Source organism: Haloferax sp. S2CR25 (assembly GCF_031624535.1).
Classification (GTDB): Archaea; Halobacteriota; Halobacteria; order Halobacteriales; family Haloferacaceae; genus Haloferax; species Haloferax massiliensis.
On the sequence record NZ_JAMQOO010000010.1, the window covers coordinates 1 to 20,450 of the forward strand.

Sequence of the window (20,450 nt, forward strand, 5' to 3'; positions counted from 1 at the left end):
TCGGCGAGGACGATGTCGTGCTCGTTCGCCCGGGCGCGAGCGTGCCTGCCGACGGCGAAGTCGTCGAGGGCGAGTCGTCCGTTGACGAGTCGATGATTACCGGCGAATCCAGACCAGTTGGGAAGGAGCCCGGATCAGAGGTGGTCGCCGGGACGGTCAACCAGGACGGGAGTCTCCGCGTCAAAATCACGAAGACTGGCGACGAAACGGCGCTTGCGGGCATCATGCGACTCGTCGAAGAGGCCCAGCAATCCAAATCTCGAACCCAGTTGCTCGCCGACAAGGCAGCTGGCTGGCTGTTCTACATTGCACTCGGCGTCGCGGCGATTACGGCCGTCGCGTGGGTCGTCGCCACCGGGTACAACATCACCGTCCTCGAGCGCGTCGTGACGGTCCTGGTCATCGCGTGTCCACACGCGCTCGGCCTGGCCGTCCCGCTCGTGGTCGCGATCAACACATCGACCGCTGCCCAGAACGGAATGCTCATCCGCGACCGCATTGCCATGGAGGAATCCCGTAATCTGGACACGGTGATGTTCGACAAGACCGGGACACTCACGAAGGGCGAACAGGGCGTCGTCGGTGTCGAAACGGCAGGTGACTGGAGTGAAGAGCGAGCGTTCGAGGTCGCCGCTGGTGTCGAGGGTGACTCTGAGCACATGATCGCTCGCGCCATCCGGGACGCCGCCGAGGAACGGGGCGTCCAGCGAGCGAGCGTTTCGAACTTCGAGAACTTCCGCGGTCTCGGCGTCAGAGCCACTGTGGACGGTGAGACGGTTCATATCGGTGGACCAAACCTGATTGAGAAATTCGGTATCGAACGATCGGACGGCATCGCTGCCTTCGCGGAGGAAGCCGGCTCGAACGCAGAGACGGTTATCTACCTGGTTCACGACGAATCCGAAGTCGTTGCAGCATTCGCGTTAGCGGACGTTATTCGGGAGGAAAGCCGGCAGGCCATCGAGGCGCTACACGCGATGGATATTGAGGTGGCAATGCTCACCGGCGACTCCGAAGACGTTGCACGGGCTGTCTCGGAGGAACTTGGCATCGACCAGTACTTCGCGGAGGTACTCCCCGACGAGAAGGATACGAAGGTCGAACAGCTCCAGTCCGAGGGGAAACTGGTCGCGATGGTCGGCGACGGCGTCAACGACGCGCCCGCGCTCACACGAGCCGACGTCGGTATCGCCATCGGTTCTGGGACTGACGTCGCCATCGAGTCGGGCGATATCATCCTCGTCGACAATAATCCGGTGGACGTAGTGCGGCTCATCAAGCTCTCGAAGGCGAGCTACCGGAAGATGCAGGAGAACCTTGTCTGGGCGACCGGCTACAACGTCTTCGCCCTCCCGCTCGCGGCAGGGATTCTCGCGCCTATCGGAATCCTCCTGTCGCCAGCGATCGCCGCGGTGTTCATGTCGTTGTCGACGATCATCGTTGCGATTAACGCCCGTCGCCTCCGCAACACCGATATTTCCGTGCCCAGCGTGAGTGCGTGATCGCCATGCCATTCGATACGTCACCGGTGTGGTTCAACGTCGGTCTCCTATCCGGGGGACTCCTACTGGGTGGCCTCCTTGCCACCATCGTCAGTCCGACATTCCGGTTCTGGCCGCACGGGACGCGAAACTGGACGTTCTGGGTCGGTTGGAGTGCGTGGACGCTATACGTCGTGGGTCTGGTCGGCGTTGCATACCTCGACTGGTGGCACTGGTACGAACCACCGGTGGTGGTGCAACTCGTCAGTGTGCTTGTTTTCGTAGCAGGCACAGCGCTGTCCATCTGGGCGATGTGGACACTCGGATTCTGGGAGAGCAGTGGTCTCGAAGGCCACCTCCAAACTGAGGGACCGTATCGCTTCTCTCGCAATCCACAGTACGTGGGGTTCATCGCCATGCTCGCCAGCGGAGGTCTCCTCGCAGGTTCGATTCAAACAGTCATTCTCGCCATCGGTGGAATCGTGTGGTTCCTGCTCGCACCACACGCCGAAGAGCCGTGGCTCCGCGAGCAGTACGGCGACGCCTACGAGGAATATCTCAGATCGGTGCCGCGGTTCCTCGGCCGAACGCACCGCGAACCACCGCGGCAGGAACAGACCGACCGAACGAAGCGAGGGAACCAATGACCAGTGATTCACCACACCAGATCGAAGTCGGGGGTAGGACGGTTCCATCCGGTGAGAAGTCTCAGTTCCGGTATGCCGTCGCGACCACGTTTCACGACGACGCGATTGAACTGCCAGTCACTGTCGTCAATGGTGACCAAGCGGGACCGACAGTCTGCTTGACAGCCGCAGTTCACGGCGATGAACTCAACGGGGTCAAGATCATCCAAGAGGTCGCAGCCGAGTACGAACCGAGCGATCTTCACGGGACGCTTGTCTGCCTCCACGTACTGAATGTCCCAGGATTTCTGGCCCAGCAACGGTACATCCCAATCTATGACGAAGACCTTAACCGCTCGTTCCCTGGCAGTGCTCGAAGTACGCTAGCAAAACGACTCGCGAATACGATTTACGAGGAGTTCATCTCGAAGTGTGACCTGGGGCTCGACTTCCACACGTCGACGCGCAACCGCACGACGATGTACCACGTCCGCGCAGATATGCGCGACCCGGCTGTGGAACGACTCGCCCGCGCGTTCGGCACGAGCATCATCCTCGACGGCGAGGGTTCACGAGGGACACTCCGACGCGTGGCCTGTCAGGACGGTATTCCCACGGTCACGGTCGAGATGGGGCGCGCCCATCGATTCCAGACCGCGCACCTCGACCGAGCGCTCCACTGTGTCGCGAGCGTCCTCGCCGAACACGAAGTGCTTCCCAACCAACCGATTTCCTGGCCCGGCTGGACGCGCGTAGTCGCTCGCGACGGCGAGAAAACGTGGCTCCGCGCCGAAACCGGGGGTCTCGTCGAGATGGAGTGGGGCCCACACCCACTCGTCGAGGATGAAGAACCGCTGTTCACGATTTCAGATCACTTCAAGAACGACGTCGAGGTCATTCACGCGCCATCGACCGGCCTCATCGTCGGCGTCCTCGAGAACGCGGTCGCGTACCCAGGCCACCCGCTGTGTCATTTCGTGAGTGTCGATGAATCGACCGCCGAAATCATTCGAGACGACATCGAACGTGGTGTCTTCGATGTCTATCGAGAAGGTGGCTTCCAGTGGCCAGAGCCACGATGGTACACAGAGCACGAACACAGACCGGATTCCGAACGTGGTGGTGAAACCCGTAACACGACGTAAAACCGCTATCCGATTTTCTGAGCTGGAAAATTGTCTCAGTAGGCTCTGTTGAAATCCTCAGAGAGTTACATGTTCGCCGTATGATTCCACGAGATGAAGGCCCTCCCGAAGTCGCAGATTCTACGGTTTACTGAGAAGGCGATCCATCTAGCACGCCGAGTGGTCTCTCGATACTCCTCGAAATTCTCCAAACACCGCTACACACTTCCCCAGCACGTTGTTCTGCTGTGTCTCAAAGTTCGGAAGAACACGACCTACCGTGGTCTGCTTGACGAATTAATCGAGATGCCACGCATCCGCCGAGCTCTTGGACTAGCCGAACTTCCTACGCCATCAACGCTCTGTAAGGCGTTCAACCGACTTGATATGGCCGTATGGCGTGTCATATTGACCCTCTCAACGACACTACTTCCGACGAGCGGTGTCGTTGGAGTTGATGCGTCAGGGTTTGACCGCAGTCACGCCTCGAAACACTACACGAAACGAGCAGAACTCACCATTCAACAGCTCAAAGTGACGCTGCTGGTCGATACGAAAGTGAACGCAATCCTCGATCTACACGTGACGACGACGCGGAAACACGATAGCCAGATTGCGCCGTCGTTGATCAAGCGCAACCCCGAAGATATTGGCATTCTGCTCGGTGACAAGGGCTACGACGACCAGAAGATCAGACGGCTTGCCCGGCAACACGAGGTTCGTCCACTGATCAAGCATCGTGAGTTCACATCGCTCCACAAGGCATGGAACGCACGCTTAGACACTGATCTCTACGGCCAGCGGAGTCAATCCGAGACTGTCAACTCAACGCTCAAGCGAAAATACGGTGCGTTCGTCCGCTCACGACGCTGGTGGAAACAGTTCCGTGAGATCACCATCGCCTGTCTCATTCATAATGTAGACCGATCACTCTGAACGGCCAATACAGAGAGTGGATACAGCAAGTCGTCGGCATTACCGTACATCTGGTCTGAACAAGATATTTACCCTTCACAATCGGAGAGGGTGTATGGAAATTGACCTCCGCACCGCACTGGTCGGAAGCGACCGGAAGCGGTCGTTAGAGGGGGTTCTCGTGGCGGCAGGAGTGTCCGCGCTCGTTTTGGTCATTTCGCTCTTGCCGCTTACTGCGGGTGCAATCGTTGAACCAGGACTCGTCATTATCGGGTTCGGACTGGCGAGCTGGTGGGCCTATGACAATAGTGGGCTCGCAGTCAGCATGACCCTCATGCTGGCACCGGTGGTCGCCAGACTGACGTACTATTGGTGGCTCTACCTCGACCAGCCATCCCCCGTAGCGCTTCCACTATCGTTCGGTGGAGTCGGAGCGTGGGAGATGTGGGTTCCGTTGGCGCTATTACTTGGCGTCATCGCGTTTGGGGCCGGCGTCATCCTCCGTTGGGGACACCGATTCGTTGCCAGAAAATCCCGTCCGGTCGCATGAATACCGGGCAGGCCACTAACAGTCGTGCTACATACGTATTCTTCAGCGATCAGCTGTTTCAGCCCATTTTGTGTCTGAAGAATAGGATTTCAACAGAGCCTCTCAGTATTATATACGAGCACATAGCGTACCAGTGAATCATAGGTGTAGTGATATGACGATGAAATCATCTGTCGAGCCGAGCGACTTCGAGAACTCTGTCGAAAACGACACAATCTTCGCGAAAGCGTATCCTCGTCGACGTGTGCTCCTTGCAACAGGAACCGTCGCCGCTGCTGGGCTAGCCGGCTGTCTCGGTGCAGGGGACCCCATCGGGACAAATCCACAGTCGGGGCCGGACGTCGGTCAACCCACTAATCTGAGTTTAGATGATCTTCGCCGAGTAGGTGAAGGTGGGGGCGTGAGTTTCTCCGTCTATTTCATCAACCCACTGATCGACGCTGGTGGGGATCACCCACTCCGTGTGGAAACCGAAGATTACCTAGTCTTCAAAGTCGAGATGGAGACCCACAGCGGGGATCTGAGGCCCGTCAACTGGGGCGAACGAGCGAGCCTTCGAACAAGTGGCGGCATGGAACTCGACAGGCTTGAGTGGGTCTGGGAGCGCGAATCCGACCACCACCCAGAAGGCTACTTCCGCGGTAAGAAGACGACCAACGCTGGTCAACCACTCCTTACTGATGAAGCCGAGTCGATCGAGGTAACGATTCGAGGAATCGATGACAGGATGGTCTCATTCACGTGGGATCTGAAGAACCTTGATAACCAAAATGCGCCTGTCAAGGCGTCGATTCGTTCGTACATCAGCAATTCCTATAGTGGAACGATAACCGTTATCGACCACGACGCGCAGACAGCGGTCGAGACCATTGCAGTAGCCGACCGGACGTCACACGGAATTGCCGCTCACCCGGATGGTAAGTATATTTACGTCGGCGACTACGAGGGCGGAAATATCTACGTCATCTCGACCAACGACTTCGAAGTCATCGAGACCATCGATGTGGGGTCGAATGCGCATGGCGTCGATATCGACCCTTCCGGAAAGTACCTCTACGTCTCGGGAGGCAGTGTTAACACGCGGGGGGATGTCGTCGTGGTCGATATAAATTCCTACGACGTTGTCAAGGGAATCGAAACCGAGGGAGCCGGACACATCCACTTTGGTCCGGATGGGAAGTACGCCTACGTGAGTAACGTCGATCTGAACCAGATCGCCGTTATCGATACAGAAGCCATGGAGCTGTTAACGACTGTCCCTGTCGGTGCCGGCCCCAATGAAGCAGTCGCCTCTCCTGATGGAGCGTTCGTCTATTCGGCTAACGTGAACGACGACTCGGTGTCCGTCATCAAGGTCGGTCGCTGGGAAGAAGTCGAACGGATTCCCGCCGGCGAGGGAACACACGGAATCGACATCTCTCCGGATGGCAAATACGTCTGGACGGCGAATCGAAACAGCAACGACGTCACCGTCATCGATACCGATGCGAGGAAAGTGATTGCGACCATCGCCGAGGGCGAGGACGCGAATCACTTGGCGATCACGCCAGATGGGTCGGCAGTGTACGTCACCGCCGTTCGATCGGGCGAGGTCTTGATCGTGGATAGCCGAACCTTCGATCTGATCGGTCGGATACCCGTTGGTGAGGAACCCCACGAGATCGCCTTCACGATGGACGCCTAAACGTACGATACAACTCAACACAGATCGGCAAAAGAACTACGCGACTGCGGTCGGTGTCGTTGGTACCCCTTCACGCAAAAAACGTCGCAGTATTTTATAAGCTCATCCCGTACCCGAACTTGCCGTGATTGATGAGCCGACGAAAACACTGTGTTCCTCGATCAAGATTCACTCGCAGATCACAGACAGGGAGCGTCAGTACCAGAATAGGATGACTTTCACCGGAAATAATGGCAGTTTTTGAACTCGAACCGATCTTCTTCATCGGATTCGGATTTCTGGTGGGTATTCTCTTCGGCTTTTTCGGCCTGGGCGGGAGCTTTTTCGTCACCCCAGCGCTCCTCGTGCTTGGACATCCTGCCCAGGCCGCTGTCGGCTCCGGTCTCGTGTTCGTTTTCGGAACGTCCATCGCTGCGGCGATAACTCACCGGTCTGTCGGCCATATTAACTACACACTCGGGGGCCTCCTCATCCTCGGGATGGCGGCTGGTATCGAGGCCGGAAGACGAGTGCTCTTTTGGCTCGTCAGAAGAGGGCTTGCGGACTTCGTCATCAGCATCACGTACGTCCTGTTGTTAGCTCTCGTTGGCGTGTTGATCCTTCGCCGGGCACGCGCAGACCTGGTCGCCGATTCTCGCACACCAAGCGCCTCACCGATCTTCGACCGGTTCGCTTTCGGGCACCTCCCTCCCTCGATCCAGTTGCAATCGGACGTCAGCGTATCTGTGTGGCTTATCCTCGTCATCGGACTCGCTATTGGGACGCTCTCCGGGTTTCTCGGGGTCGGCGGTGGGTTTCTGATGGTTCCGAGCCTCGTGTACGGACTAGGCATCTCCAAAGCTCTCGCGGTCGGGACGGATATCTTCCAGATCGCCGGGTCGAGCGCGTTCGGATCGGTTCGCTACCTCCAGCAGGGAGCAGTTCACTTCTCGGTCGTTCTTCCCTTACTCGGAGGGAGCCTTTTCGGGTCCTATATCGGGTCACGATTGACGGACATCGTCGACGAAAGCGCGTTGATGAGTTATTTCGCGGTGATGTTACTCATCGATAGCGTGGCGGTGGCGAGTAAGACAATCAGCCACACTTACGGAATCGAGTTTCTCCACGATCTCAGCATCACGCTTCTCTTCGGGACGGCACTCGTCGTTGCTGCGCTCGTCGTCTATCGGGGAGGGCGGAACGTTCACCGCGATTCAGCCGCGTAACCGTTCCCTGTCAGTACACTGAACGAGTACTCGTTTTCCACAGACCATTGTTCGCAAACCGACCTTCGGCGAGAGCGTCGTTCTATTACGGCCGGTGTCAAATAGCGCGTATGGAACTCTCCGCAGAAGAGATCGATATCGGGACGCGAACACCCACAGTATTGTTCAATTCGACCGATGCGAGCGAACTGGGCGTCCATCCTCTCGATCGGATTCGGATTCGATACGGCGACCAGGTCACGACCGGCATCGTGGAGATTACGGACGAACTCGTCGATCCAGGATCACTTGGCGTCACGCGACCACTCGGTCACATCACCGGCGACGTGGATGTAACGATCGCCCCGAAACCTGACTCCGTGGCGTACCTCACGAAGAAACTCAATGACGTCGAACTCGAGATGGACGAGATCGGTGCCATCGTTCGCGACATCAATCAGGACCGCTTGAACGATGTCGAGTTGAGCGCGTTCGTCTCTGGCGTCTACGCAAACGGACTCTCGCGTGAAGAGATGATGTGTCTCACGACCTGTATGGTGAGCGTCGGTGAAACCATCGAGTGGGGACGCAATCCCATCGTCGACAAACACTCGATCGGGGGTGTCGCTGGCAACCGGACCACCCCGATCGTGGTTCCCATCGTCGCCGCGGCGGGACTCACCATCCCGAAGACGTCCTCCCGTGCGGTGACCTCTGCAGCAGGTACTGCGGACACCATGGAGGTCTTTTGTGACGTCGAGTTCTCGGTCGAGGAGATCAAAACGATCGTCGATGCGACGAATGGGTGCATGGTCTGGGGCGGAGCGGTGAATCTGTCGCCCGTTGATGATAAAATCATCCGAGCGGAGACGCCGCTTTCACTCGACCCACCGGGGCAGGTCATCGCATCAGTTCTCTCGAAAAAGAAGAGCGCCGGAGCAACGCACGTCGTTATCGACATCCCGTACGGGGAAGGTGCAAAAGTCGAGAGTCTCCCTGAAGCACGCGAGATGGCCGAGGGTTTCAGTCGCGTCGGAGAGACTCTCGAGATGGAAATCGAGTGTGCGATCACTCGTGGAGAACAGCCGATTGGTCGCGGCATCGGGCCGGTCCTCGAAGCACGTGACGTGCTCTCGGTTCTGGAGGGTGCTGGCCCCCGGGATCTCCGAGTGAAGGGTGAGCGCCTCGCGCAAGTACTCCTTGATGCGGCAGGAATCGACACGACCGCCGCCGATCTCATCGAGACGGGAAAAGCAGCCTCGAAGTTCAGAGAAATTATCGCCGTACAGAATGGTGACCCGGACATCTCGCCAGACGATCTGGATCCTGGTCCCTACGAATCAATTCTCTCAGCTGACCGACGCGGGATTGTTACGCACATCGACAATCGACAGATGAACGAGCTCGCACGACGAGCAGGGGCTCCGAAAGACCTCCAGGCGGGCGTTTCTCTTCACTGTCGAGTCAGTGATGAACTGAGACGCGATGACGCTCTATTCACGATTTATGCCGAGAAGGAAGAGAAACTGGAGCAGGCACTATCGTTCGCCGCCGAGAGGGAGCCCGTTCGCATCCTCCCGCCCGATGAAGCGTTGATAGAGCAGATGTGAACGTCTACAGTCGGAAAATCCGATCGACAGCGTCTGCAACCGATTGGACCCCGATGACGCGCAGCCCTTGAACGTCCACGTCGACAGCGTCAGCGGGTGGAACGAGCAGTTTGTTCGCCCCGAACATCTGTGCAGCACGAGCTTTCTCCTTGATCCCGCCGACGGGGAGCAACGCACCTTCGGCGTCGACGATCCCAGTGATGAGCGTCTCTCGCGTGAGTGGTTGCTGGCGGAGACCGGCGGCGAGCGCTACCGTGAGTCCGGCTTCCCAGCTCTTCCCCCGAAGCGCGAGGATATCGGAATTGGGCGTCTCAAACGTGACGTGAGTGGCCGTGTTCGCGAGCGAGCTACCGGTGAGTCGTGTCGCTGTCTCCATCGCCTCCCGGAGCGCGAGCTGGAGATCGTGGCGAACCTCGACCCCGTTCAGATTGACGAACAACTCACCATTTCCTTCGGTGAACTCGAAGTCGACCGCGACGACGAGTCCGGTATCAGACGAATCGACTGCCGGAAGATAGTACCGCGTTCCTGCAGGGAGCGTCACCCCGCCCGCGAGCGTCGCCAGGGACTGAGTTCCCGCGTTCGACCGTGTCAGACCGATAACTGCGCCAGCGCCCCCGACTCCACCGAGTCCGACTCCGGCCAGAAACGCCCGCCGCGACAGAATCCGCTGTTCGAGACGGTCGACGATGTCTCCACTTGATTCGGGAGCGGTCACGGTGGCGGTGGAGTCGTCAGCAGTCATGATGGGGCGAATGTGCGGTGAGGTTCTGATCGTGATCCGTGTCACTCTATACCAGCCATGCGGTAATAAAGACTCTTCGGTGGGTGCGTCCCTTCGATAACAGACACGTCCATGGCGGTCACCCAACGATTATCTGGATTTACGCTCATCAGTGAACGATGACTACTCGATATCGGTCGCTCACCGGAATCTCGGCGTTCAGCGTCGTCGTGACCGGTATCGGTGTCTGGATCGCCTACCTGCTCGAGCTCGTACTGCTTGGAACCACGACGATTTCCGCTTGGACGTTCCTGGTTGGCTTCGTCGAGGAGGCGTTCGTCCGACTCGTCCCACTGATACTCGTCTTCTACGTCTGGAGTTACTGGCATGGCCAGCTCCTCTCGAAGACCGAGGGATTACTCGCAACCGTGGCGTCCGGACTGACCGTTGCGGGCCTCGAATTGGTCCTCAAACTCGAGTATCTCTCGCGCCTCGAGCAAGCCGTCCGGTTCGACTCGGTGATGCTCCCGATACTGTTCGTTCATCTGCCGTTCGCACTGCTCGCCGGGCGGTTCGCGTACGCACTCGGCGAACGGATTCACGGAACTGACGACATCGGACTTCCGACGCTCTCTCGGCGAACCGTGGTGGTGCTCGTGGTCGGGTATCTTTCCCTCGCACTGGCCCACGTCGGCTACAATCTGCTCACCTGAGATACGCTCGAACCGAGGGAGTCAGCGCGAGCACGACGATTCCCATACCCTGTACCAGATGGGGATACTGCAACCGTTTCCCGAATCCGATGATCGCTCCTTCGACGAGTACCCACGTAACGAGCGCGCCCCCGACGAGGATAGTCGCCGACCACGCCCACCGGATCCCTCGATAGAGTCCATAGCATACGACCAGTGGGTAGACTCCCAACACGACGAACAGGATGACGCCAGGGAGGAGATAACTCTCGAACGGTGATCCCAACAGGAGCGTGGGTGAGAGACCAATGAGATCTCCCGACGGTGCAAGGATGAACTGTCCTCCTCCGACGAGTCCGGAGATGCCAAGAACGCCAACCGCGGCCATCAGAACCCAGAGAGCGAGGGGCCGATCGCGCGCATCCGCGGTTCGTCGCTCGTCCATACAGTTCGCTCTCCATCCGAAGGAGAAAATTCGTTGTGACCTGCGGCTGGGTTCCTGCGAACGGTACGGTCACTCGTGGTCGTCGTCAAGTGCCGTCCTAACCATCTCGTTGAGTTCCGCGAGCTTCTCACGGACACGCTCGGGCTTGTCAGCGGGAGGCTCTTCCAGTGCGACCTGCTCGTGGGGGTCCGGCTCGCCAACGATGACGGTTCCGATCATGCCCAGCACCTCGTGAGGCGTGCAGTAGTAGTGGTAGACGCCCTCGGTCTCGAAGGTGTGTTCGAAGGTTGCTCCCTCTTCGGTGAGGATGCCGCTGTCCCAGGCGGCTGCGCCGTCGGGGACGAGCCGGGGCTGGTCGTTGTCGGGGTGATACGCAGTCGTCGAGTGCGTACCGCTCTCGTTGTGCCAGGTCACGGTCCCGCCGGCGTTGACGCGCACGACGTGGGGCTCGAAATGCTCGCCGCTGTCGGTGGACACCATCTCCACCTCGATAGCGTCGGCAGGAGCGCCGACCGCCTCGTCGTGGTCGTCCTCCCCGTCGTCGTGGCCGTCGGCTTCTGCCTCAGCCTCGCTCTCGTCGTGCTGATCCTCCTCGGTAGGTTGATCGGTCGCTGGTGCGTCCGCTTGTGAGTCGTTCGTCGGGGCACCCGTGCACCCTGCGAGTCCAATTACCGCCGCACCGCCGGTCAACTGGAGCATCCGTCGCCGCGTGAACAGTGAATCGTTCGTCATGGCATCGGTCACCTTACGGATGAACCTACACCACCGGGGCATATAGACCGGTAAGCAGATTTGCTGGGTCAGCAAATCGCCGTTTCTTTATATACCTCTCCCACAACATTCTCTCTGTGAGCGAGGAGCGACCCGACTCGAAGGTCTTCGCCATCCTTGATGACGACTATGCACGCGCGATCCTCGAGGCGACCCGCCGAGAACGACTGTCTGCGAAGGCGCTCAGTGAGGAGTGTAGTATGTCGATCTCGACGGTATCCCGCCGGGTCACCACGCTGCTGGAGCAGGACCTGCTCTTCGAACGAACGCACGTCGACCCGGATGGCCACCACTACAGCGAATACGAAGCCCGACTCGACCGAGTCGACATCCAACTCCTCGAAACCGGCTTCGATGTTCGCATCGAACTCCGTGAGGATGCCGCCGACCGCTTTACGCGTATCTGGGACAATATGAGGAACAAATAACTATGCACCCCGGACTCATCGTCGCAAAGCTCGTTACAATGGTTCTGGGATTCCTGATCGCCTACCAGGCGTACCGGGGCTACCGTCGGAACCACAGCCGACCGATGCTTTACGTCGCGATTGGCTTCGTCTTCATCAGCTTCGGTGCGGTCATCGAGGGTCTCCTGTTCGACATCGTCGGACTCACACTCTCCGACTCGGGTACTGTGGCGACCATCATCGTCGCTGTCGGTATGCTCAGTGTCCTGTACGCGCTATACGGACGCGACACTAAGGGAGTGGAGGACTAATCGGATGGTCGAGACAACGACGGCGGTTCTGATCGGCGTTCGATTGCTCGTGCTTGCACTTGGTCTCCTGATCACGTACTACAGCCTGGAAGCATACCGACGGACGCGGACCCACTACATGCGAAACGCCTCGATCGGCTTCGGGATTATCACCCTGGGAGTATTCCTCGAAGGGGTCCTGTTCCAGTTTGCCGGCTTCGACCTCGCGATTGTCCACATTATTGAGTCTATCGCCATCGGTCTCGGATTTCTCGTTCTATTGATTTCGCTTCGTCGATAGTCAGAGGGCCCACGTTACGTGATACCGTGCGTCGCTGCGCAACCTCTATAACCCGTCCGATGTATTATTGTACAGTATGCCCTATACAATGCAACGGGTAGTTGACAGTGAGTTCGACGTCGTCGTCGAGTCGACGATCACCGCGCTCAAAGACGAAGGGTTCGGCGTGCTGTGCGACATCGACGTCAAGAACACACTACAAGAAAAGCTCGGCGAGGAGTTCCGGAACTACCGGATTCTCGGTGCCTGTAACCCTCAGTTAGCCCATCAGGCGCTCGGCAAGGAACTCGAGCTGGGAGCGCTGCTTCCCTGTAACGTAATCGTCTACGAGACCGACGAGGGCGATATCGTGGTGAGCGCCGTCGACCCTGAACAGCTGGTCGGCGTCGCGGACAATTCCGCACTCGACGCGGTCGCCAGCGAGGTTCACGAGCGATTCGAACACGTGCTGTCCGCTGTTGAAGAGGAGGGGGTGAACTGACGATGGCAAATCAAAGCCATAGTGACCTCACGACCATCGTCCTCGTCCTCCTCGGCGTCCTCGTCCTCTGGCCTGTGCTGATGATGGGCTTCGGCGGGTTCGGAATGGGGTTCGGAGGAATGGGATACGGCGGGATGATGAGCGGTCCATACGGAAGCGGTGGTGGGGCCTTTGGACTCGTTGGACTGGGCATCCAGCTTGTCTTCCTGCTCGTCCTCCTCGGCGGCGGGTACTTCCTCGTTCGCCGGGTGCTCGACGAACGCGAGTCACACGATACGGCGCTGGAAGAACTCCGCCATGCGTACGCTCGGGGCGACCTCTCCGAGGAGGAGTTCGAAACGCGACGGTCGAAACTCCAGTCCAATGAGTGACACACTACGATGAGACCACCACGCCGCCGTGAGTTCTTACTTGCCCTGGGGAGCACAGCAGCGGCACTATCGGGCTGTGTCTCCACTCCATTTCCGGGGAGTGGTGGAGACGCCGACGTCACGCTCTACGTCGGCGCTTACCACTGGGGGTTCGTGTTACTCGATGAATCCGGAACTGAACGAGAGCGTGTGACGCTCGACCCGGATACCTCGATCAAGCTCGTGGCGTTCAACACCAGTGCGGAGGATGCACTGGATACGCTCCCGTCGGCGATCAGCGAGGCGATTCCGGACCACGAAGCCCTCGAAGAACGAAACGAAGAGCGCATCCCCCAACCGTCAAGCGGCGATTTACACGACGTTCTCGAGGAAGCGAACGCACGATATCCGAACCATAGCCTCGCCGTGATGCCCTCGGGGCGCAACCACATGGGAGGAGGGATGGGTGGCATGATGCTCCGCCCGATTCCGCTCCCGGCCGACGCGACATCCCCGACAACTGCGGGACTCTCCGCATCTCAGCGCGGGAACTACACGCTCAGCTGTCTCACCGACTGCGGATACGGGCATCCCTACATGGAGCTTGAAGGCGCACTCGTCGTTCGGTGACGTGGATGCGAGCTGAGTGCGCCGTGGCTTGCTATCGGAGAGACTCACCGAGGGATGCCTTTCCTCATCGGATGTGGAGAATTGCTGGGTGGTTGCGGTATAGCGGGGGCACCCCCGAAGGCACGTATTCGTTTTCGGCCGGCCAACGCTAGTGGTGCTACGGTAACCGAGAGGATCATGTAGACTCAGCGGTCCCAAGCGATCTCCCTGCTCAGTTGCCTACTTCGTAGAATTGTGTGATATTGGCTTGTTCATGCAAATACTTTTTTATCCGAATCACCTATACACCTCTCATGGGCAATTCGATGAGTGAACTTCTACGACAGGATCTGACCTGTGACGGACTTCTGGAGTGTTTCCACGGACTCAAAGAACTCGACAAGAACGTATTCCGGTTACTCACTCAAAGTGAAGACCCGCTCACCGTCGACGAACTCGCGGAGCAGACCGATCGCGAACGCTCAACCGCGTATCGGTCGGTTCAGCGGCTGATGCAGACCGGCTTCGTCCAGAAAGAACAGATCAACTACGATCAGGGCGGCTATTACCACGTCTACCGGCCGACTGACCCCGACAAGATTGCTGACGATATGCAGCGATTACTCAACGACTGGTACGCCGAGATGGGCCAGCTGATCGGCGAGTTTCGCGAGAAATACGACAACTCGGTTTCGCAGTCAGCTACCGTCGAAGGGTAGTTCTCCTAACGGTTGATGTCTGGTTCTGGAGGACCGATACGGTGATTTGCCCTCGTTCTGCGGGTCGAGTACGGCTAGAGGTTACATCTCATTTGGATAATGCGACTCCCCGCACCCGGACAGTCAGCACTGGGACGTCCGTGGGCATGAGGATGCGGTCGCACGTGATCTCTCCGTACTATCGAGCCCAGCACTGCTGTCACTCGTTCACCTGTCAGCCTCGGTTGCCGGCCCGTTCTCTCGGTCGACCTCACCGTGCGAAGGCGTTGTACAGCCACGCAACTCCGTAGGTAAGACCGAACGTGATGATGGCTGCTTCGATCATGCCAGCGATCGTGCCGACGACCGTCGGCTCGAAGAACAGGTGCCACTGCTCCATCATCCCAACGGCACCCTCATAGACGCCGATTGCACCGAAAATCCCGAGCAACAACATCACTACGGCCGCAACGACGGCTGCTGCCGACGCGAGTGCTCTTGAGTCCAAGAGACGGATCGATTCGGTAGGCGTTTCAGTGCGGTCGACAGTACCGGTGGTTGTCGTGCTCATGTCTATATGTACGCCGGGATGATTCAATGCGGTTGTTGTTCAGAATCGAAAGTGGGCTGCTCGGTACGTAGCTGAAAGCACGCACTTGCAGAGAATGAGGGTTCGTGGAAATCAGTCGTCAGATTCCGTCTACCGGACTGCAGGCGCTGAGCCCTCCTCCCTCACGGAGCGAGCGAAACGAGCAAGTAAGGGGAGCTCACCCGAGCAGATATCTGAGCCAGGGATTGGACTGAACCACGTTGAGCCGTTCGAGATAGACATCGAGGCCCAGTATCCGGCCAGCACCGAACGCCCCCAACCCGAACAGCAGGACTGCGTAGACGATGTGGTCGTCGACGACCCAGCCGTGTGCAACCGGAAGCCCTGCCAGAAGCCCGCCGGTCAGCGACGCAAGCCAGTAGAACAGCATCATAATCGCGCCCCAGAAGGCGCTCCACCGGACGAACGCGCCGAGGATGAGCGCGAGTCCGGTCAGCGTGAGGCCCCACATATTCAACTGGTCGATGAGGGGGCTGCCAGCCATGCTCCCCCAGAGCCCCATCAACGGATTGCCCGCAGGGACGGCATTCATCAGGAAGCCGGCAGCCGTCCAGTTGTTCGACGGATCTGCGTCGAGATAGGTGATGAGTTTCGTGACGCCTCCTTGGAAGAGCGTCCAGCCCATGACGATTCGCAGGAGGAGCAGCGAGTATCCGACCCAGTGCCCGGAGTAATCGAACGTGACTGAACGGCCCCAAATCTCCGTATCGAGTGTTTCTGTCGTTGCCATGGTTCAGTTAGAGATGACACACTCCTTACTTATGGTAATTGTGGGCACTGTCTAGTTAAGCCAGTTTGAGGAACGAGCAGGTCGTTGAGTGTGTTTGGGATGAAGCTCGCAGACCTGCTCAGCGAGTGCTTTGCGACGGATTTAGAAGAAACTTGGGAGCGTGAGCGGACAGCGACGCCCGTTAGGGCGTTCGCTGTCCAGCTCCACGCGACCGGATATTCGCTCAGAGAAACAAAACAGATTCTTCGATATCTCGGCGTTGAACGGTCTCATCAAGCTGTTTGGCAGTGAGTATATCGACTGGCTGACAGCGGTCACAACCCGCCTGAGGCAACGCCGAAGCGGGTTGCGGTCGACGAGACCGCTGTCAAAATCAATGGCGAGTGGTCTTGGTTGTACGCTGCAATAGACATCGAGACAAAGCTGATTCTTGACGTCGAATTGTTTGGACGACATGGTACCGATCCGGCTGCTGCGTTTCTCCATCGACTCTCGGAGAAACACGATCTCTCAGATGCTGTGTTTCTCGTTGATAGCTACGGCTATCAGACTGCCCTCTCTCGATTAGGATTGAGCGGTCGGCTTGACTATGTAGAGCGAAACCTCATCGAAAAGTGGTTTCACACCCTCAAAATGCGAGTCGACCGCTTCCATAATTCGTGGGTGGGCAGTCACGGAAGCGTCCGCGAGTGATTCATAGAATTTGTGCAATACTACAATTTTCAGAGACCGCATCAAGCGCTCGATGGGCGAACACCGGTTGGGGAGGTCACTAACTAGACAGTGCCTAATTGTGCTTATCATAGTACGATTCTCCGGGTGCGGTAATCTTCGAATCGAAACTGAAAACAGAGCCTGAGGCGGGCGAGCTGATTTAGAACAATCCAGCAATGAACCCAAGACCCATGATTATCAACACTGTGGTCGAAAATAGAGGGAGATGCGGGGTGTACTGTTCGACTTTTTCTTTGTAGTGTGTATAACCAGCAACCAGTAGCATCGTCAAGATAACGATACCGAGAATCACCGTTATCGCGTACGCACTCATCAGTTCGAGACAGTAGTCCGATCCCACACACAGGGCGATGATTTCGAAGTACATCGAACGCCACACGCAGCTCGAAGCGATTGACGGCAACGCTGTGGCGACGATTGCGTTCGATTACGAACACACTCTCGTCATCGGTGATCTCCATACGGTCCAACACGACTTCGAGGACGTCATCAACACAATGCAGCACATGCATCACGGGGACTGGTGTCTCGAGGCGATCTTCTGTACTGGCTCGGCAGCGCGGATTCGTGAGCTGGTTTATCACCTCCGTGATTTCGATGCCGTCGGGCGTGTGAACGTGTCGGGCACGGTCGGTCTGTCGGAAGGGTGTGCGGACGAGAGTGGTACGCACATTCATCAACGCATCCATAGATCGATGAGAGCTACTGCTGTCAGCAGCTTACGCGGTCGGGGAAGACGCTGCGGATTCGAGTCGTTCCTTGAAGAACACGAGCTCCTTGTTGGTGTGGTCGTAGAGCTTTGCCTTCCCGTCGAGAACGTTCGTGAACAGCCACTTCAGGAATCGACCTCGACGATTGTTTGGGAAATCCATCCAGACGGCGTGTGACATCCGGGTTCCCTCGTCAGTCTCATCGAGCCGAATGGTGCCGCCTTCGGGAATCCGAACGGTGACGAGGCCGCGAAGGAGCGGATAGTACGCCGTGCCCGTCCAGACCGCTACGTTCGGATGATCGATGTACTGGAATCGGCCGTGGAGGTCAGCGAACATCTCGGCGACCTCTTCGGCTTGGTGGAACGTCGCACCCTCACGCGGCCGATTGTCGGGCGTGTCGTATTCGAGCCCGTAGTGTTCCTCGGGGTTCGACGCCGTCCAGTGAACCGGGTCGGTCACGTACTCCCAGATTTTTTCGGGCGATGCATCGATGACGATCTCCGCTTTGTCGGTGACGTACATGGGATTTCTCTCCGTGCTGTAGAATAGGTTCTGTAGAATTATCACAGTATCTGCTTCGAACCGAAGGGTTTGCCCCCCGATGTTCTTCTGATGTAAGGTAACGTCGCGATGTGAAGGACATCGTATTTAACTGAAAAGGCGAGACGTGGTGCCGACTGGTCACGCTGCTTCGATTCGAGGCGTCGGGTGCGTGTGGAGTCGGCTTTTGCGGAGGAGTACGGTCGAGAGCGCAAAGAACGCCACCAGCGAGAGGTTGTACGCAGTGACGATGAGGAAGATCCGAATCTCGAGTGGGGCAACGAGGACGACTGCACCGGTCACCCCCTGGATGACGAGCGGGTTCGCCAGCGCGAACCAGCGGGGGTAGTACGTCTCGCTGAACGCAATCGCGAAGAAGATCAGCCCTAGCGAAACGACCAATCCGCCCACCATTATCACGGCCAGCGGTTCGAAGACGAGCGCGAACTGGTCAAGCATCGTCTGCGTCGCCTGTTCCCCCGCGGGCGGAACACCATCGGCTGCCTGTATACTGAACGTGATGAACGCGAACGTGCTGTGGAAGATTGTCCCGATGATGTAGGTGAGAACACCGATGAACTACGCCACACGTGAGAGTACTCAACCTGCGGGCTGGATGGCCTAGTACACTTACCAGAGGCCGAACAACCCGAGCGGGATACCGAAGATGGCCAAGTAGTGTCCAAAAACGACCTGGGAAGGTGGCTTCGACGCTAGAAACAACGAGATGTTATCCAGAGAAAGCACGGAGAACGCGGTCGTAATGGTCGCGGCACCCTCCAGTGAGTACCCGGAGGCGAGATCGGCGATGACGCCAAGTGTATTTCCGATGACACCGAGGAGTCCAGCGAGCAGAATCTTGTTTCGATCGATGTACCCGACGACCGAGCTGTTCGAGCTCTCCGTGTCTGTGAATTCAGTCATGGGATATTCCTCCTGACTAGAGATACGGCCGAATGTTCTTTCACGCTATCTGGTTCGATTCAGGGGGACGTTGCCCAAACGGAATCTCGTCGCGTTCGATACCTCACCGAGTGAAAGCGTTGTACATCCATGCGAACGCGTACACGAGGACGAAGCTGATGACAACAGCCTCCACCATGCCCGAAACGGTCCCGACCACGGTCGGTTCGAAGAACAGGTGCCACTGTTGCATCATCGCGACCGCGTCCTCGTAGACGCCGATCGCTCCGAACACGCCGAGCAGGAGCATTACGACCGCAGAGACCACAGCTGCAGCTCCGGCGAGTGCCAACGGGTCGAGGTGCGTCACACCGGCCATGGTGTCCATCTCGTACGCTTCTTGGTTGGTGGTCGGAGTGCTCATGGGTAGAGATACGTTTGACTCCTTCAAGCGACTTTCTCCTAATATTCAAAAGAGGCACCACCTCGACAACGTGCCCGGAAATACCGCGAGGCAATAGGACGACACAGCACTCCTGTCCGTGAAACGTTTCGTTGCAAGGAAGAGAAGCGATTGCCGACTGGAATCAATGTACACGGAGTGACTTCCTCCCCACCCTACTCGCTCGCGGCGTTCGCGGCTCGCTCCTTGAGGGTGGGGCTTCCTGTTTCCACGACGCGCTTTGCAGGAACCGAATGGGTCACCGTAGGGAGCGCAGTCTCCGCAGGCGTTGATTCGGGACAGCCCGTCCCTACTTGCTTCAGACCGCGTACCAAGATGTTGTACGCCGCGTTCCAGTCCCGGTCAGCGGTGAACGCGCACGACGGGCACGAGTGTTCGCGGACCCAGAGCGGCTTGTCCGTCGAGACACCGCACGCTGCGCACTCCTTGGTCGTTCCCGCTGGTTCGACCGCCACGAAGTGCGTGCCTTCCCGCTCGCACTTGTATTCGAGCATCTGCAGGAACGTTCCCCACGCCGCCCCCGCGCGGTTTCGGGAGTTGCCGGGGAGTTCAACCAATCCTGTAGTTCATGGCCTATTCGTCGTCGTGGTCGGGTTCGGAAACGCGAACGATTTTCACATCCGCGCCGAGCCACCGTCGCGGGACGTAGACGTGTGCGCCGTTGCCGGTGGCGCGAACGTCGCCGTCTACGACTTCGTGGCCGTTGAGTTCGAACCGTTCCATAGACGATGTATAGACGTTGTAGGGACATGAAGATACCGGACCGTTGGCCTGCGGGCCGAGTGTATCGGGCGAATGAACAGGCGATGACGGC

Annotated in this window: 26 protein-coding genes and 4 pseudogenes; 18 read left to right on the top strand and 12 right to left on the bottom strand. The window is 58.1% G+C overall.

Annotated features, from left to right (window positions below; translation table 11 throughout):
• The 8 genes from NDI65_RS17940 to NDI65_RS17975 form a co-directional block, all read left to right on the top strand.
• Positions 1 to 1,502: heavy metal translocating P-type ATPase (locus NDI65_RS17940; protein ID WP_310894019.1), on the top strand; the 1,502-nt coding region annotated here is incomplete at its 5' end.
• A gap of 5 nt (positions 1,503 to 1,507) precedes the next feature.
• A complete protein-coding gene (locus NDI65_RS17945) occupies positions 1,508 to 2,128 on the top strand; it encodes an isoprenylcysteine carboxylmethyltransferase family protein (RefSeq protein ID WP_310894020.1) in 621 nt (206 codons plus the stop codon).
• Positions 2,125 to 3,252, top strand: coding sequence for a succinylglutamate desuccinylase/aspartoacylase family protein (locus NDI65_RS17950; RefSeq protein ID WP_310894021.1), 1,128 nt, complete (start codon positions 2,125 to 2,127; stop codon positions 3,250 to 3,252). Before NDI65_RS17945 ends, NDI65_RS17950 begins: the two co-directional genes overlap by 4 nt.
• Positions 3,253 to 3,345: 93 nt before the next feature.
• The gene (locus tag NDI65_RS17955; protein WP_092893782.1) at positions 3,346 to 4,167 is read left to right on the top strand and encodes an IS5 family transposase; all 822 of its coding nucleotides are present in this window, start codon (positions 3,346 to 3,348) and stop codon (positions 4,165 to 4,167) included.
• A gap of 94 nt (positions 4,168 to 4,261) precedes the next feature.
• Positions 4,262 to 4,696, top strand: coding sequence for a hypothetical protein (locus NDI65_RS17960; RefSeq protein ID WP_092893781.1), 435 nt, complete (start codon positions 4,262 to 4,264; stop codon positions 4,694 to 4,696).
• 154 nt (positions 4,697 to 4,850) lie between these two features.
• Positions 4,851 to 6,380, top strand: coding sequence for a YncE family protein (locus NDI65_RS17965; protein ID WP_310894022.1), 1,530 nt, complete (start codon positions 4,851 to 4,853; stop codon positions 6,378 to 6,380).
• A gap of 230 nt (positions 6,381 to 6,610) precedes the next feature.
• On the top strand, positions 6,611 to 7,585 hold the full coding sequence (locus tag NDI65_RS17970; protein ID WP_310894023.1) for a sulfite exporter TauE/SafE family protein: 975 nt from the start codon (positions 6,611 to 6,613) through the stop codon (positions 7,583 to 7,585).
• A 110-nt stretch (positions 7,586 to 7,695) separates the two neighbouring features.
• On the top strand, positions 7,696 to 9,174 hold the full coding sequence (locus NDI65_RS17975) for an AMP phosphorylase (protein ID WP_310894024.1): 1,479 nt from the start codon (positions 7,696 to 7,698) through the stop codon (positions 9,172 to 9,174).
• A 4-nt stretch (positions 9,175 to 9,178) separates the two neighbouring features.
• Here NDI65_RS17975 and NDI65_RS17980 read toward each other — a convergent pair whose 3' ends face one another.
• Positions 9,179 to 9,919 (bottom strand): S16 family serine protease, encoded by a 741-nt coding sequence (locus tag NDI65_RS17980; protein WP_310894025.1) that lies wholly within the window; start codon positions 9,917 to 9,919, stop codon positions 9,179 to 9,181.
• Between the two features lie 158 nt (positions 9,920 to 10,077).
• On the opposite strand from NDI65_RS17980, the gene NDI65_RS17985 reads away from it, so the two are divergent.
• Complete coding sequence (locus NDI65_RS17985; protein WP_310894026.1) at positions 10,078 to 10,611, top strand: hypothetical protein; 534 nt, start codon at positions 10,078 to 10,080, stop codon at positions 10,609 to 10,611.
• On the opposite strand, the gene NDI65_RS17990 is transcribed toward NDI65_RS17985, so the two are convergent.
• Entirely contained in the window at positions 10,604 to 11,035 is a 432-nt protein-coding gene (locus NDI65_RS17990; protein ID WP_310894027.1) for a hypothetical protein, read from the bottom strand. The two genes, NDI65_RS17985 and NDI65_RS17990, sit on opposite strands and share 8 nt — an antisense overlap.
• A 69-nt stretch (positions 11,036 to 11,104) precedes the next feature.
• On the bottom strand, positions 11,105 to 11,767 hold the full coding sequence (locus NDI65_RS17995) for a plastocyanin/azurin family copper-binding protein (protein ID WP_310894028.1): 663 nt from the start codon (positions 11,765 to 11,767) through the stop codon (positions 11,105 to 11,107).
• Positions 11,768 to 11,883: 116 nt separating this feature from the next.
• Between NDI65_RS17995 and NDI65_RS18000 the strand changes: the two genes are divergently transcribed.
• The 7 genes from NDI65_RS18000 (at position 11,884) to NDI65_RS18030 (ending at position 14,963) form a co-directional block, all read left to right on the top strand.
• Entirely contained in the window at positions 11,884 to 12,234 is a 351-nt protein-coding gene (locus tag NDI65_RS18000) for a helix-turn-helix domain-containing protein (RefSeq protein WP_310894029.1), read from the top strand.
• 2 nt (positions 12,235 to 12,236) lie between these two features.
• The gene (locus NDI65_RS18005) at positions 12,237 to 12,524 is read left to right on the top strand and encodes a hypothetical protein (RefSeq protein WP_310894030.1); all 288 of its coding nucleotides are present in this window, start codon (positions 12,237 to 12,239) and stop codon (positions 12,522 to 12,524) included.
• Positions 12,525 to 12,528: 4 nt separating this feature from the next.
• Complete coding sequence (locus NDI65_RS18010) at positions 12,529 to 12,804, top strand: hypothetical protein (RefSeq protein WP_310894031.1); 276 nt, start codon at positions 12,529 to 12,531, stop codon at positions 12,802 to 12,804.
• A 76-nt stretch (positions 12,805 to 12,880) separates the two neighbouring features.
• The gene (locus tag NDI65_RS18015; RefSeq protein ID WP_310894032.1) at positions 12,881 to 13,285 is read left to right on the top strand and encodes a DUF302 domain-containing protein; all 405 of its coding nucleotides are present in this window, start codon (positions 12,881 to 12,883) and stop codon (positions 13,283 to 13,285) included.
• A 2-nt stretch (positions 13,286 to 13,287) separates the two neighbouring features.
• Positions 13,288 to 13,656 carry an SHOCT domain-containing protein gene (locus NDI65_RS18020; protein ID WP_310894033.1) on the top strand — a complete coding sequence of 123 codons (369 nt, stop codon included), beginning with the start codon at positions 13,288 to 13,290 and terminating at the stop codon, positions 13,654 to 13,656.
• Positions 13,657 to 13,845: 189 nt separating this feature from the next.
• Entirely contained in the window at positions 13,846 to 14,265 is a 420-nt protein-coding gene (locus tag NDI65_RS18025; protein WP_310894034.1) for a hypothetical protein, read from the top strand.
• Positions 14,266 to 14,558: 293 nt separating this feature from the next.
• A complete protein-coding gene (locus NDI65_RS18030) occupies positions 14,559 to 14,963 on the top strand; it encodes a helix-turn-helix domain-containing protein (protein ID WP_310894035.1) in 405 nt (134 codons plus the stop codon).
• Positions 14,964 to 15,213: 250 nt separating this feature from the next.
• Here NDI65_RS18030 and NDI65_RS18035 read toward each other — a convergent pair whose 3' ends face one another.
• Together NDI65_RS18035 and NDI65_RS18040 are read right to left on the bottom strand one after the other, a co-directional pair.
• On the bottom strand, positions 15,214 to 15,513 hold the full coding sequence (locus tag NDI65_RS18035; RefSeq protein ID WP_310894036.1) for a hypothetical protein: 300 nt from the start codon (positions 15,511 to 15,513) through the stop codon (positions 15,214 to 15,216).
• Between the two features lie 196 nt (positions 15,514 to 15,709).
• On the bottom strand, positions 15,710 to 16,282 hold the full coding sequence (locus tag NDI65_RS18040; RefSeq protein ID WP_310894037.1) for a DoxX family protein: 573 nt from the start codon (positions 16,280 to 16,282) through the stop codon (positions 15,710 to 15,712).
• 99 nt (positions 16,283 to 16,381) lie between these two features.
• Here NDI65_RS18040 and NDI65_RS18045 point away from each other — a divergent pair.
• Positions 16,382 to 17,062: pseudogene (locus NDI65_RS18045) on the top strand (IS6 family transposase).
• Positions 17,063 to 17,156: 94 nt separating this feature from the next.
• Here NDI65_RS18045 and NDI65_RS18050 read toward each other — a convergent pair.
• Positions 17,157 to 17,378, bottom strand: a pseudogene (locus NDI65_RS18050) (hypothetical protein); the annotation flags it as partial.
• Between NDI65_RS18050 and NDI65_RS18055 the strand changes: the two are divergent.
• Positions 17,362 to 17,637, top strand: a pseudogene (locus NDI65_RS18055) (CopG family transcriptional regulator); the annotation flags it as partial. The pseudogenes NDI65_RS18050 and NDI65_RS18055 sit on opposite strands and share 17 nt — an antisense overlap.
• A gap of 99 nt (positions 17,638 to 17,736) precedes the next feature.
• Here the strand turns inward: NDI65_RS18055 and NDI65_RS18060 are convergent.
• From NDI65_RS18060 to NDI65_RS18085, 6 genes and pseudogenes are all read right to left on the bottom strand, one after another.
• A complete protein-coding gene (locus NDI65_RS18060; RefSeq protein WP_310894038.1) occupies positions 17,737 to 18,252 on the bottom strand; it encodes an SRPBCC family protein in 516 nt (171 codons plus the stop codon).
• Between the two features lie 159 nt (positions 18,253 to 18,411).
• The gene (locus tag NDI65_RS18065; RefSeq protein WP_310894074.1) at positions 18,412 to 18,846 is read right to left on the bottom strand and encodes a DUF6796 family protein; all 435 of its coding nucleotides are present in this window, start codon (positions 18,844 to 18,846) and stop codon (positions 18,412 to 18,414) included.
• A 54-nt stretch (positions 18,847 to 18,900) separates the two neighbouring features.
• A complete protein-coding gene (locus NDI65_RS18070; protein ID WP_310894039.1) occupies positions 18,901 to 19,194 on the bottom strand; it encodes a hypothetical protein in 294 nt (97 codons plus the stop codon).
• Positions 19,195 to 19,297: 103 nt separating this feature from the next.
• Positions 19,298 to 19,597, bottom strand: coding sequence for a hypothetical protein (locus NDI65_RS18075; protein ID WP_310894040.1), 300 nt, complete (start codon positions 19,595 to 19,597; stop codon positions 19,298 to 19,300).
• Positions 19,598 to 19,791: 194 nt separating this feature from the next.
• Positions 19,792 to 20,196, bottom strand: a pseudogene (locus NDI65_RS18080) (transposase); the annotation flags it as partial.
• A 13-nt stretch (positions 20,197 to 20,209) separates the two neighbouring features.
• Entirely contained in the window at positions 20,210 to 20,359 is a 150-nt protein-coding gene (locus NDI65_RS18085; RefSeq protein ID WP_129452480.1) for a DUF2080 family transposase-associated protein, read from the bottom strand.
• Positions 20,360 to 20,450 lie beyond the last annotated feature (91 nt).